The organism is Sphingomonas sp. 67-41 (assembly GCF_001899725.1).
Lineage (GTDB): Bacteria > Pseudomonadota > Alphaproteobacteria > Sphingomonadales > Sphingomonadaceae > Sphingomonas > Sphingomonas leidyi.
Genome location: NZ_MKWJ01000019.1, coordinates 25906 through 38928 on the forward strand (window position 1 = coordinate 25906; position 13023 = coordinate 38928).

The window sequence follows — 13023 nt, forward strand, 5'->3', positions numbered from 1 at the left end:
CACTGATCCGGGGCGCTGAACCGCCCCGGCAAAATCAGGATTGCGGGAGCGCGTCGATCACGTCGAAGACACGGGCGGTGTAGGTCAGGGCGGCCCCGGAGTTCATGAAGATCGTGAACGCCATGGCCTGCGCAATTTCCTCGCGGCTCAATCCAAGTTCGATAGCCTTCTTGGCGTGAACCGAAATGCAACCATCGCAGCGCGTCGTGACGGCTACAGCAAGGGCGATCAGTTCCATGACCTTAGGGTCAAGCAGACCCGACTTGGTCACGCTGTGCTCGACCATCATGAGGCCCTTCATCGAATCCGGGCTCAGCTTGGCAAACTCGCCGACGCGCGCCATCAGCACGTCACGATAACCATTCCAGTCCTGCATGTGATCATGGTTGTTCAATTCGAATATCCTTCATTTGACGATGGCTTCGCGATCATGCTGTGGGTTCAGCCAGCCGGACCACTAGGCCGGGAAGAAAAGCTGTTTGGACGCGCTTGCCGCGCGGCGGCGCTGAGCCGCCGACGACGAAGGCAGTTCCTCACATGCTGACGGCGTGCCACTTCCCATCGTTGGAAGGTCAAGAGCGAAATTGCCGGACTAAAAAAATAGAAGGCGGGAGGTCAGGCGCTATTGCGAACCATTCGTGACAAAGGTAGGATGTTAGGATGAATGGCGGATCTGGGGTCGCCGTTCTCCGATCATCAACCAAGACAAGGGCGACCCTATGCCGCGCTCCATCACGCCTCGTTCCCCTGTTCAGAGCGACAGGTGCAAATGCCTAGCCAATCCGCTGTGCGCAGATCCTGGCGATGTGTTGCCCATCACCGGACCAACGGGGTATCCCGTGACGTTCCCACCGCTTCGCCTCGGTGCTGTATCGGGCGAGAGAAACTCCGTGTGGCCGATCTGGGCGGCGCTTCTCAGTCTGCTGCTACTCGCATTCTCCGCAGTCTCGGCCAAAGCGCAGACGGTGGACAATGCCAAGGTCGCGGTGGTGCAGCGCTATTTCGACGCCTGGAACAGCGGGGACATAGCAGCCCTGAGGGCGACGCTGGCGCCGTCGGTCGAGTATTTCAACACCAGCAATGAAACGGTCAAAGCCGGTGTTGATGCGGTGACCGAAGTTCCGGTGCTGCTCAGCGGAATGATGCCTGATCGCAAGCTGACCTTGCTTGGCGCTCCGGTTGCCAACGGCGACCAGGTCGCCGTCCAATGGAGCTTCAAGGCGACACATCCGAGCGGAGTCAAAGGGCAGGGGCCGGTTACCTTCAGGGGCGCCAGCTTCTTTCGCATTGAGCAAGGACGCATCGTCTGGATCGGCGACTACTACAACCACGCCACCCTCGAGAGGCAACTCGCGCGCTGAGCCGAGTGGCGAAAACCTAGCAAGGATTTCCTGATGACATTCTTCACCCGCCCCTCAAAGAGGGGCGCATGTCAGCGCGCGCGCCTTCTTTGCGCCGCCAGCGCTCTTGCTGGCATCGCATTTGGCTCGCCGCCTGCCATGGCGCAGTCGCCGATTCCCGCCGATCTGTCTGCGAATGATGAGCAGCGAGGCAGGCGGGACGAGATCATCGTCATCGGACAGGGAGAGCGGGAATCGCCTTCTGTCTATACTGTCCCTGTCGTGGCAGCTGCTACGCGGCTCCCGCTGACGTTGCGGGAAACGCCGCAGGCTGTCACGGTCATGACGCGCCAAAACCTGGATGATCAGCAACTGAACTCGGTTCAGAATGCCCTCGAAGCAACGGCGGGCGTGTCATCGAGAACCCTCGATAGCGAGCGCGTGACATTTTATGCGCGTGGGTTTGCGATCGACAGCTTCCAATATGATGGGATCCCGACAGCGTTCGTCAATGGCGCAAGCTTTCTCGATACCGCCTTCTTCGAGCGGTTCGAGGTCGTGCGCGGGGCGACCGGCCTGCTGACAGGCACTGGCAATCCATCGGCGTCGATCAATCTGGTGCGCAAGCGCCCCGGTCGTCAGTTCGCAGCCTCGGCTACCCTGAGCGCGGGATCGTGGGACAATTATCGCGGCATGGCCGATATCTCGGCGCCATTGTCTCGTGACGGGCATCTACGCGCCCGCCTGGTCGGCGTCCTGCAAGATCGTGAAGGTCATGTTGACAGATACAGCCAGACAAAGCGGAGTGTCTACGGCATCATCGAGGCGGACCTCGGTCCCCAGACGCTTGTCAGTATCGGCTATGACCATCAGGCGATCCGTCCAGAAGGCACGACCTGGAGCGGCATGCCGCTCTGGTTCTCGGACGGAACGCCAACGCGATGGCCCCGATCCAAATCCATGACGGCCGACTGGAGCCGCTGGGACAACACATTGGATTCGGCTTTCCTGACGCTAGAGCATCAGTTCGCAGGAGGATGGGTCGCGCGTGCAGCCGTGATGCATCAGCGGTCCTCGTCGGACGCACGCCTGTTTTCCGGGCTTGGCTATCCCGATCGCGTGACTGGCGAAGGTCTTCAGCCATTTGCCCTGGCGAACTACACGCGCAGCCGACAGAATAGTATCGATGCGACGCTATCAGGGCCGGTCAGCCTCCTGGGACGGAAACATGATCTTGTGTTCGGCATCATGGCGAACCGGCGGGTCGCAAACGAGTTCAGCAGCGGCTTCGTGCTGCCATCTACGCCGTTCGGAAGCATCTTCGATTGGACCGGCGCGTATCCGGAGCCCGATTTTGATGCGGCGCCTTCTTCGCGGACCCGAACCGTTACGCGGCAGGGGGCATTCTATGGTGCGGCCAAGCTCGACATCGTCGATCAGCTCAAGGTGATCGTTGGCGCGCGTGTGACATTCTACGACCTGGAGCAAAAGACGGCGCTTACATCGTTCGAGTTCTCAAAAAGTGGCAGGATCACGCCTTATGCCGGCGCTGTACTTGATCTCGATTCCCACCATTCGGCCTATGTCAGCTATACGGAAATCTTCAATCCGCAGACAAACCGAGACCGGGACGGAAGGATGCTGGCGCCGACCAGCGGGCGAAACGTCGAGTTCGGCGTCAAGGGGACCTATTTCGACGGACGGGTCAATGCGTCTATCGCCGTCTTCAAATCATGGCTGGACAATGTCGGCCAGATCGACCCTGGCCGGCTTCTCCCGGATGGAACGCAGGCCTATTTCGCCGCGAACGGGACCACTTCGCGAGGCGTCGAGATCGATCTGCAGGGCGAAATTCTTCCCGGTTGGAACACCTATGCCGGCTTTGCCCATTTCGTCGCGGAGAGCGTTGGCGGCGGCCGTTTGAATGCAGAGCTTCCTCGGACCTCGGGACGGATCTTTTCGACCTACCGCTTACCTGGGCCATTGCGAGCGTTGACCGTTGGTGGCGGCGTGAACTGGCGCAGCGCCTCCTTTGAGCCCGCCGCTAGTCCCCTGGGACCGGTTCAAGCGCGTCAGGCGCCTTATGCTCTCGTGTCCCTTATGGCGCGCTATGATTTGTCGGCCCGGGCTGACCTTAGCCTGAAGGTCAATAACCTCACCGATCGCCGCTACACCGTCGTGAACGGCTTTTTCAATCAGGTCCTGTTTGGCGAGCCGAGAAACGCGATGCTCGCGCTAACGCTGCGATACTGACCCCTTGAGGGTGAGACGCGGTCAAACAGGGCAATATGGGACCGAGATTCCCGGAGAGGGGCAAGGGTGTTGACGCATAACATATGAACATGTATTCATACATCATCATTGTTCATTCGCGAGTCTCGCATGTCAGCACACGCACACGCCGATCATGGCCACGGCCATGGTCATGATCACGACCATTCTCATACCCCGACGATCACCAAGGATAACGAGCGCAAGGTCCTCCTTTCGTTTGGTCTGATTGCTTCCTTCATGGTCGTCGAAGTGGTGGGCGGCCTCTGGTCTGGCTCGCTGGCACTGCTGGCGGACGCTGGCCATATGATGACGGATGCGGCGGCACTTGCTCTTGCATACGCCGCGTTCCGCTTCGGCCAGCGCTCGCCCGACGCCAAGCGCACCTTCGGCTATCTGCGCTTTGAGGTCGTTGCTGGACTGATCAACGCCGTTACCCTGTTCGCAATCGTTGCCTTCATCGTCTATGAAGCCTGGGAGCGTTTCAATCAGCCGCAGCCAGTCATGGCCGCGCCGATGTTCGCCGTTGCGATTGCCGGCCTTCTGGTCAACATTCTTGTCTTCTGGATCCTCACCCGCGGCGATAGCGAGCACGTCAACATCAAGGGCGCAGCGCTCCACGTCATGGGCGACCTGCTTGGGTCCGTCGGCGCTGTAGCAGCGGCCGTGGTGATCTACTTCACTGCCTGGACTCCGATCGATCCGATCCTTTCCGTGGTTGTTTCGCTGCTCGTCCTGCGAAGCGCCTGGAAGCTTCTAGGCAAGTCGCTGCACATTCTGCTGGAAGGTGCTCCCGATGGCGTCTCGCCTGAAGAGATCGAGCACCATATCCAGGATACTGTGCCGGGCGTTGTATCGCTCAGCCACATCCACGTATGGTCGATCACCTCCAAGCGAACCCTTGCGACGATGCACGTCCGTCTGGCCGAAGGATCTGATCCTCGCACAGTCGTACAGGCCGTCGAGCGGGAACTTGTTGACCGCTTTGAGATCGAGCACCCGACGGTTGCCGTAGATTGGAGCGGCTCGGACGGTTGCAGCCTGTCGCCCAAACGGACCGCCGCTGCGGCTGTCAAAGCGCACCACGATCATAGTGGTCACGATCATGGCCACGGCTCTGCCAAGAAGTCCACGTGCGGCGGGGGCGGCGGAAAGCACGCTCACGCCCACTAACCGATCCGAGCCGCCCGCTCGGTTCCGTCGCCCCTGCCACCCCAGAGCGGGGGCGACGGTTTCTGTCGGTGATCCGAGGTGGGACTACTCGGTGACGTTTCCGCCCTACGCTCTGGGTTACAGGCGCGGGAGATGCAGCTGAAGTCAAGCGCCATAGACTGTCAGGCTCCTCTATTAGCCACCGACTTGGTGATTATGTTGTCCCGCCAGTCTGCGATTACAGGCAAGAGGTGCGAGAGTTCCAACGCTTGGCCGTCCAGAAGCACAGCCAATAAGTTCGCGCATGTATAGTCTTGCCAAGGGGTGACAGCCTCAATCTGCTGAAGCGTCCGCAACGCATTGCCTTTCAAATCACCGCCATCGGGCCCATTAAGGGTCTCGATCCACTCTTCCATGTGCTTCCAGTAATTTGCCGCCGCGTTGAGCGCCGCGGCAAACGACAGGCCGCCCTCCATGATTGGCGGCACCTTCAAAGCATCTGTCAGACTGATGCCCAGACCCGTTCGGGTAGCGGTAATGTACCGCTGGATCGCTATGAACCCGTGGCCTATAAAATATTCGCCGGCGTCACAGAGCCCATCGGACTCCGGATCATGGGATGACGCGATCGAGGCATTGATCTGACTAATCTCAATGTCCAGAAGCTTTAAGTGCCTGACAAGCAGCCCAAAATCCGCATCGGCGTAATCCGATCCGATCCTAATAATCGCCATGATGCTCATAGCCGACTTCGGACCAGTAGGCAGCTTCACGATCCGCCTTCAGCTGGTTCAGCGAGGCTGGTATCATCGTAAAATCGAGATTGTACATCGGCATCTGCCAAAATTGGTGAAACCAGCGCGCGTGTTCGCTGGTCGCCTGTTCGGATACCAGCTCTTCGTCTTCGAGCCGCTTGGCCAACTGGCGCGTCAGGTCCCGAACATGGCCAGAATGTTCCTTGGCGAGGAAATCGACCGTGCCCCAGATTTCACTCGTTGCCTCTAATCCCGCTCTCGAAAATACACCCACTGCATCCAGCGCCTCAATCAGGGTCAGCGCGAACGGGCGCGTGTGAATGCCCGAGCTTGAGAAGAGCGTCGGGTCACTCCATTGCGGCAGGCCGTCTTCGTGCTGCTCGATGTCGGCATAAAGCGTGCTCTCGCGGCTGTAGATCGCCCAATTCGGCAGGATATACTCGCTCATCCCACCTTCAAGATAATGACCTTGACGTTCACTATCGACATACTCCTGCAGCTGCTCGACGTTGACGGGTTTCCAGCTCTGGGCGTTGGCATAAATGAGCCTGGCAAGATGGCTGTAGAAATTCTTGACGATGCGTCCGATGCGGCCATCGACCTTGGAAGGCGGACATCGAACCAGGTCGAGCAGGATCAGCGCTTTGGCGGACTCTTCCTCGGCGAAACCCTCCAGAACCGAGGCTTCTCGCGGATTGTCGACGAGCTTCTCAGCGGCGCTCCAGAAGCCACGGGCGCTCGACAAAATGATTGTCAGGCCTTCGGCGATGAAGTCGAGCCGTTCCGACTGTGCCATCTCACGCATGGCTCCGGCCTTTTTGGCACCATAGGGAACAGAGTTACGCTGTGTTGTCATGAAAAACTCGAGGCAGTGTGGGAAGAACGATTTGGGACTGAATGATACAAGCACCGCCAGGTCTACGGTTCAGGCTTTTCCGCGATGAAGTTTTTGATGATCAAGGCTTCCGTGATCGCGGGTAAACCAAGTCTGTCGTGAGCTGAGGCTTGACGTATGCGTGAGCTTGGGTGGCCGGCTGCCGGCATCGTCAGGTGGCCCGCCTGTTGGATATCGATTGGTGCCTCAACCGCGCGGCGCCATCGGGCTTGAAGAGGCTCTGTCGTTCTTCGGTCGGATCTTCCAAATCCGCGATTATAGGGCAGTCTGGTCGTGCATCGCCGCCGCAGCCCGTTACGAGGGCCTGAAGCGTCCCGCGCATTTGTTCTAATGCCGTGATCCGGGCGCTCAGTTCATCAATGTGGGATTGGGCAATTTTCTTCACATCCGCGCTCTGCCGCGAACGGTCGCGCCACAGGCTCAACAGATCGTTGATCTCAGCAACCGCAAATCCCATGTCCCGCGCCCGGCGAATGAAACGCAGGTTATGAACGTCAGCATCCGAATAATCTCGGTACCCGGAATCGCGCCGGTCGGCCTTGGGAATGAGGCCAGTCTGTTCATAGTAGCGGATCATCTTGGCGGATACGCCTGACGCCTTTGCGGCTTGCCCTATGTTCATTCCTCTTCTCCTCCGCTCGGGGGTACTTGCCTATTACCTCGCTTTTCAGCTCCTGTCGGCAAGCGCCTCGATGAGCGGGCCGACAACCTCACGCACTGCGAGCGCAGCGCCTTCGGGATCCCTACGCTCGATGGCGTCCACGATGGCTTCATGCGCTTCGAGCGCTGGTTCGGGCAGGTCCAATTCATCAAGGACCGACCAGACTCCGGAGCGGATTGCCTGCGAGAAATACCGATAGAGCTCGATCAGGGCCGTATTGCCAGAAACGGACGCAAGCGCGCTGTGAAAAGCGATGTCTGCATCGACGAATTTCTCAACGCGGCTGTGGTCTTCCTGATTTCCGCGGACCTTGAGGAGCCGCCGCAATTTAACAACATCCGCGTCGGAGCGCTGGCTGGCCGCGCGCCTTGCAGCTTCGGCCTCGAGCATGGCGCGCAACTCGAAATGATCATGGAGGCTCGACCGGCTCACCCTGCGCATGACCTCGGTCGGATCGACGTTCAGTCGGACATAGGTGCCATCCCCCTGGCGAACTTCCAGCACTTCGGCGTGCGACAAAACTCGGATCGCCTCACGTGTCGTGTTGCGGCTGACACCCAACAGGTCCGCCAGCTCCTGCTCCTTGGGGATGCGCTCGCCGACACGCCATACACCGCTCTCGATCTGGGTACGGATCTGTTCGATAGCCGAATCGACGAGCGACCGACGGGGCGCTTGGGTCAAGGTTGCATTGCGAGTCATCCATCTCTCCTAGCCGATTTCATCCTGTCATCCCATCAATTTGGCACCGCCATCAGGGGTCAAAAGCCGAGCTTTCTCCGGGATTTGACGGGCATTGCAACGTGTGGCGCCTAGTGACCTGGCTGGTGACGAGCTTACCACAGCTTGAAATTTTGAAAAGAGAAAGGTAGGATGATTGGATGTTAGAGGCTGTTTAGGCTTGGAGTCTTCGGTCCCGACGTTCGCAAAATTCAGGACAACCCTGCCCATGTCAGTCTCGATCAATATGGATGTGCGCAAAGCCGCCGGCTGCGCTTTGAGCGCCAAGAGATGAGTGCGCAGGCGATCAAAGGTCGGCTCGGCGGCGCAACAGCATTTGCCCTCGGACACGCAGCGCAGCGGCTGAAGGCTTTCGACCTGCTCACACCGCGCTGGGCCTATATATTTCGCTCCGTAGCCGCGGCGGGCTTGGCCTATTGGGTCGCCTATACCCTGCAGATGGACAAGCCTTACTCGGCCGCTTCGACCGTGATGCTCGTCGCAAACATGAACCAGGGTGCCGTGCTGGCAAAAGGAAGCTGGCGGCTGGCGGGCACGGTCGTTGGCGGCATTGCTGCCATCATTGTCATGGGCCTGTTCATTCAGGCTCCCGCGCTGTTCCTCATATTCTTCGGGCTCTGGCTCGGCATCTGCAGCGGCGCGGCGACCCTCATTCGCGGTTTTCGATCAACTGGACCTGCGGTTGCCGGCTATACTTTGGGATTCGCAACATATGGCGCGCTCGAGGCACCTGAAAATGCGCTGAGTATCGTCCTGGGACGGGTGGCAAGTGTTGCGGTCGGCGTAGTTTGCCTCGGACTTGTGACGGCGATTTTCTCCAGGCGTGCCGCGCGCGACAAGCTTGAAGGCGCGATTACGCGGCAATTGACGATGATCGGCCGCCTGGTGCTCGATCGCGTCGAGAGTGAAGCGGCGAATGCTGGAGATGTTGGCGCCGCTCACATCGCCGACATGTTCGCGATCGACGATCTGCTTGAACTGAGCCGGGCCGAATCAACGGACGTCGCGGTGCGCGTCGGATCGGTAAGAGAGGGGTTGGCGGGGATGTTCGCGGCCTTGCTCGGCGCGAGAGAACTCACATTTGCACCTGTCGCCCGGGATCCGTCCTTTCTCAGGGCGCGGGAACTCGTCTGCGCCCAGTTGCCGGTCGCTATCGGGCATATCGAGACAGGCGAGCGAGCCGGGCTCCAACGCGCGCTCTCAGAAATTCGGGGGCTGCACCTGAGCCTTCATCATATCATTGCGGAGCTTGAAGTCGCTCACGACCGCGCTGACGTGATCATTGCTCTCGATCAGCTACTGGAGGTGATCGAGGACTGGGAGAGTGGAATCTCGGGGTTGCTTGGCCTGAACGGCGCCCATGCGCATCCGACCCGGGGTTTCCACTTTCACCGTGACTGGACTGCAGCGATTGAGAACGGCGTACGTGCCCTTTTATCGATCGTCATCGCTGGCGGGATCGGTATAGGGGTGGGGCTACAGCAATGGCCTCTCATGCTGCTTCTGCTGGCGCCCTACAGCATCCTCATGGCAATGACCGGTGATCCTGTGGGAGGCGCGTGGTCCTTTGTGAGGGGGACGCTGGTCGCCCTGCCAGCCGCATTCATCTGCGTTTTCGTTCTCCTTCCGTCGGTCAATGGCTTTCCGTTGTTGATCGCTTCGATGCTGCCTTTCTGGCTTGCCGGCTTCTACGCGACGACGGTGCCACGCTACGTGTTCGACGGCATGGGCTTCCTCGTGGCTTTCAACACGCTGGTCTATGCGCAGAACCAGATGCTGTTCGACGGCACATTTTTCCTGAACGAGGCGCTGGGCTGGATGGTCGCCGTGATCGCCACTCTGTTGGTCCTCAAGCTTATCCTGCCCTTCAACTCTGTCGCGAGGGCCCATCGCTACGAAACGGCATTCAGGCGAGCTGTTACGATGGCCATCCGCAAAGGATGGACCGGGCGTCGGCACGCCTGGGAGCATCTTCAGCACCACCGTCTCGTAAACATCGCCATCAGCCTTAAGGCGAGGCCAGCAATTCCTGCAGCGATACTGACCGAAGCGCTCGGGGCACTGCACTATGGGCGGACCGCGCTTCGGCTCAGAGCGGCATTACAGGATGTCAGGATTTCCGAGCGCACGCTCCATTTCGGGAACGCTGCCCTCGAGGCGGCGGCGCTCGATGATCCGACGGCAAGCGTGACGCTCGATACCTTGTTCGAAGCCGCGCAACAATCGGATCACCAATGCGGCGAAGATCAGGCGATTACGCACAGGGTCGCTGCATGCATCCGTAACCTCAGCATCCTCAAGCAATCGCACGGTCCGTGGATCGCCGGGACGAGGAAAATCACATGACCGAAGTCAATTTCGCCGGCGTCTATCTACCGCCGCTGCTTCTCTACCTCATCGCAGCCCTGCCAATCTTCATTGGCACACGGGCGGTGCTGACCCGAACAGGCGTCCTGCGGTTCGTCTGGCACCCGGGCCTGATGGAATGCGCGATCTATCTCGCGATCCTGGCTGCCCTGTTTTTCCTTTTGTGAGATTTGCCGATGCCAACCTATATCAAGCCCATTCTGCGGGTCGGGATCACCCTGCTGATCGTCCTGGCCGCCGGCATTTTGATCTCCACGCTCTGGCAGACTTATGTGCGCTCCCCCTGGACCAGGGACGGCCGAGTCAGCGCAGACGTCGTTCAGATCGCGCCGGAGGTGTCCGGGACGATCGCCGAGGTGGCCGTGAAGGATAATCAGTTCGTCCGACGCGGTGATGTGCTGTATCGCCTCGATCCCAAGCGCTTCGCGCTCGCGGTGCAAAGCGCGAACGCCGATCTGGAGGGGCGCCGCGCCGAGGCTTCGGTGAAATCGGCGATCGCCCGTCGTCGCACGGCACTGGGCGGCGAAATCATCGCGACCGAGACCATCGACCAGGCAAATGGTGAAGCTCGCATCGCCAATGCGGCTTACTCCGGGTCGGTAGCGGCGCTTGATGTGGCGCGCCTCAATCTCGAGCGCTCCGTCGTTCGCGCGCCGATTGATGGTTATGTGACGAACCTGCGCCTGCGCCCGGGCGACTATGCCGAGGCTGGCAATACGAAGGTCGCTGTCGTCGATTCCAGCAGTTTCTGGGTCACGGGCTATTTCGAAGAAACGAAGCTGGCGGGCATTGCGCCCGGCATGAAAGCGCGGATCCGCCTCATGGGGTTCGAGCAGCCCATCGAAGGCCATGTCGTGAGCATCGGACGAGGCGTTACCGACACCAACGAAAAGGCTGACCAGCGCGGCCTACCGGCAGTCAATCCCGTCTTCACGTGGATCCGCCTTGCTCAACGTATCCCTGTGCGTGTCCAGATCGACAAGGTTCCCCATGGGATCAGCCTGTCGGCAGGCATGAGCTGCAGCATCGCGATCGGCAAAGCCAATAACGATGGCCGTCTCCTCGCCTGGACCCGTCAATTCCTGTGAGGCAGACCATGCGTCCCCATTTCGCGCTGATATCCGTGCTGCTGCTTTCAGCTTGCGCCACACCCAGAATGGTACGGTATGAAGAGCCTGTTCCAACGCTGCCATCTAACTGGAGCGAGCCCTTGCCCGCTACGGCGAGCGCGGCAGCTGTCACCGACCTCAAGACCTGGTGGCGAGGGTTCAAGGACCCGCTTCTCGACCGGCTTGTCGATCAGGCCTTGTCGAACAACCTTGATCTCAAGGTAGCGGCTCAGCGACTCATTGTCGCGCGGGCGGAACGTGATGCGCTCTCCGGCACCCTTAAGCCAAGGATCGGGATCAGTGCCAACAGCCTGCAGCAACAGACAAGCCGAAAGGTCGAATGGCCGCGCGGCATCGGCTTCACCGACACTCAATCTGTCCAACTTGAGGCCAGCTGGGAGATCGACCTGTTCGGCAGACTTCGGCAAAGCGTCGAGGCCGCCGATGCCGAGCTTGGTGTAGCCGAGGAAGACAGAAGGTCGGTCCTGCTCAGCATGCTTGCGGAAATCGCGACAAACTATGTGGAACTTCGCTCTGCGCAGGAGCGCCTTGGGATCGCAGGGCGCAATGTCGACCGTCTCAAGGCTACATTCGATACCCTGACACGCCTCCAGAAGGCCGGGCTCGCGAGCGGTTCGAGCGTTGCTCAGGCGAGGGCGGAATGGCAGTCGGCTCTCGCTCAGCTTCCCTTGTGGCGTGGCCGCATCGCCCGGCATTCGCACGCCATTGGCGTTCTGACAGGAGGATTTCCTGGCGATCTCGGCCTGGAATTTGAACGCACGCCGCATGTTCTACCGTCTGCGCCAGCGCTTCCCGTGTCCGTGCCCTCTCAGGTGTTGCGAGACCGGCCCGATGTGCGTGCGGCCGAGCGACGAATAGCTGTGGCTACCGCGCGGCAGAATGTCGCTGTGGCCGACCTCTTCCCGCGCTTTCGCATCCCGCTCACCTTAGGCACCGCGGCAAGCGGTTTCAGCTCGCTCTTCTCCGCAGCCAGCACCATCTGGAGTGTCGCGGCCAACGGTAGCCAGACCTTGTTCGACGACGGTCAGCGCAAGGCTCGCATCCGCGCCGCGGAGGCGATCACGGCGACGCAGCGGCTTCAGTATGAACAGACTGTCCGCGTCGCCTTCAGGGATGTCGAGGATGCGCTGACCGGGATTGAGACAGAGGCGACGCGACGCGATGCACTCGGCGCCGCAACTGTCGACAGCCAGACAGCCCTCGATCGGGCACTGCGCGAGCGTCGCGCCGGCACCCTGGATTATCTCGACCTGCTGATAGCCCAGCGCTCCCTGTTCGCCGCACAGGATTCCTTCGCGCAAAGCAATGCGGCTCAAGCCGTCAACCTTATCGCTCTTGCAAAGGCGCTCGGCGGTGGGTGGCAGACCGTCTTCGAACAAGGACAATCAGATGCGACGCCCGAAGCGCAGCCTTCTACAGCTTCGCCTTCGCAAAAATCTCCACCAGTTCGTTGAACTTGGCACGCTGCTGTTCGGCATCACCCGACGCGATCGCCTGTTCGACGCAGCAGGCCGCATGGGATTTCAGGATTTGCGTCTCAACCTTGGATAGCGCGGCTTTAACGGCATGAACCTGATGAAGAATGTCGATGCAGTACCTTTGATCTTCGACCATCTGGCCGACACCTTTGACCTGGCCAGCGATCCGGTTGAGGGCCGCGCTTATGTCATTGATGTCGCCTGGATCCACTGCAATACCCCTACCCGGGACG

Annotated in this window: 13 protein-coding genes; 7 read left to right on the top strand and 6 right to left on the bottom strand. The window is 60.0% G+C overall.

All coding sequences use genetic code 11. From position 1 onward, the window contains the following. Positions 1-34: 34 nt before the first annotated feature. On the bottom strand, positions 35-394 hold the full coding sequence (locus tag BGP17_RS09980) for a carboxymuconolactone decarboxylase family protein (protein ID WP_017502097.1): 360 nt from the start codon (positions 392-394) through the stop codon (positions 35-37). Between the two features lie 496 nt (positions 395-890). On the opposite strand from BGP17_RS09980, the gene BGP17_RS09985 reads away from it, so the two are divergent. From BGP17_RS09985 to BGP17_RS09995, 3 genes are all read left to right on the top strand, one after another. Continuing rightward, a complete protein-coding gene (locus BGP17_RS09985) occupies positions 891-1361 on the top strand; it encodes a nuclear transport factor 2 family protein (RefSeq protein ID WP_017502096.1) in 471 nt (156 codons plus the stop codon). A gap of 33 nt (positions 1362-1394) precedes the next feature. After that, on the top strand, positions 1395-3593 hold the full coding sequence (locus tag BGP17_RS09990; RefSeq protein ID WP_037521833.1) for a TonB-dependent siderophore receptor: 2199 nt from the start codon (positions 1395-1397) through the stop codon (positions 3591-3593). A gap of 129 nt (positions 3594-3722) precedes the next feature. Next, entirely contained in the window at positions 3723-4784 is a 1062-nt protein-coding gene (locus BGP17_RS09995) for a cation diffusion facilitator family transporter (protein ID WP_017502094.1), read from the top strand. A 161-nt stretch (positions 4785-4945) separates the two neighbouring features. Here BGP17_RS09995 and BGP17_RS10000 read toward each other — a convergent pair whose 3' ends face one another. The 4 genes from BGP17_RS10000 to BGP17_RS10015 form a co-directional block, all read right to left on the bottom strand. After that, positions 4946-5506 (bottom strand): hypothetical protein, encoded by a 561-nt coding sequence (locus tag BGP17_RS10000; protein WP_017502093.1) that lies wholly within the window; start codon positions 5504-5506, stop codon positions 4946-4948. Beyond that, positions 5484-6323 (bottom strand): hypothetical protein, encoded by an 840-nt coding sequence (locus BGP17_RS10005; protein WP_037521835.1) that lies wholly within the window; start codon positions 6321-6323, stop codon positions 5484-5486. Before BGP17_RS10005 ends, BGP17_RS10000 begins: the two co-directional genes overlap by 23 nt. A 241-nt stretch (positions 6324-6564) precedes the next feature. Beyond that, positions 6565-7035: a Cu(I)-responsive transcriptional regulator gene (cueR, locus tag BGP17_RS10010; RefSeq protein WP_017502091.1), complete on the bottom strand. Its 471-nt coding sequence runs from the start codon at positions 7033-7035 to the stop codon at positions 6565-6567. A gap of 45 nt (positions 7036-7080) precedes the next feature. After that, entirely contained in the window at positions 7081-7776 is a 696-nt protein-coding gene (locus tag BGP17_RS10015) for a FadR/GntR family transcriptional regulator (RefSeq protein WP_017502090.1), read from the bottom strand. A 309-nt stretch (positions 7777-8085) separates the two neighbouring features. Here BGP17_RS10015 and BGP17_RS10020 point away from each other — a divergent pair, with 309 nt between their 5' ends. Genes BGP17_RS10020 through BGP17_RS10035 form a run of 4 tightly spaced genes read left to right on the top strand, consistent with a single transcriptional unit; the run spans position 8086 to position 12766 of the window. Continuing rightward, the gene (locus BGP17_RS10020; RefSeq protein WP_017502089.1) at positions 8086-10161 is read left to right on the top strand and encodes an FUSC family protein; all 2076 of its coding nucleotides are present in this window, start codon (positions 8086-8088) and stop codon (positions 10159-10161) included. Continuing rightward, positions 10158-10349, top strand: coding sequence for a DUF1656 domain-containing protein (locus tag BGP17_RS10025; RefSeq protein WP_017502088.1), 192 nt, complete (start codon positions 10158-10160; stop codon positions 10347-10349). The genes BGP17_RS10020 and BGP17_RS10025 overlap by 4 nt, the downstream gene beginning before the upstream one ends. A 9-nt stretch (positions 10350-10358) precedes the next feature. Beyond that, on the top strand, positions 10359-11270 hold the full coding sequence (locus BGP17_RS10030) for an efflux RND transporter periplasmic adaptor subunit (protein WP_017502087.1): 912 nt from the start codon (positions 10359-10361) through the stop codon (positions 11268-11270). A gap of 8 nt (positions 11271-11278) precedes the next feature. Continuing rightward, positions 11279-12766 carry an efflux transporter outer membrane subunit gene (locus BGP17_RS10035; RefSeq protein ID WP_139150011.1) on the top strand — a complete coding sequence of 496 codons (1488 nt, stop codon included), beginning with the start codon at positions 11279-11281 and terminating at the stop codon, positions 12764-12766. On the opposite strand, the gene BGP17_RS10040 is transcribed toward BGP17_RS10035, so the two are convergent. Further along, positions 12726-13001, bottom strand: coding sequence for a metal-sensitive transcriptional regulator (locus tag BGP17_RS10040; protein WP_017502085.1), 276 nt, complete (start codon positions 12999-13001; stop codon positions 12726-12728). The two genes, BGP17_RS10035 and BGP17_RS10040, sit on opposite strands and share 41 nt — an antisense overlap. Between the last annotated feature and the right edge of the window lie 22 nt (positions 13002-13023).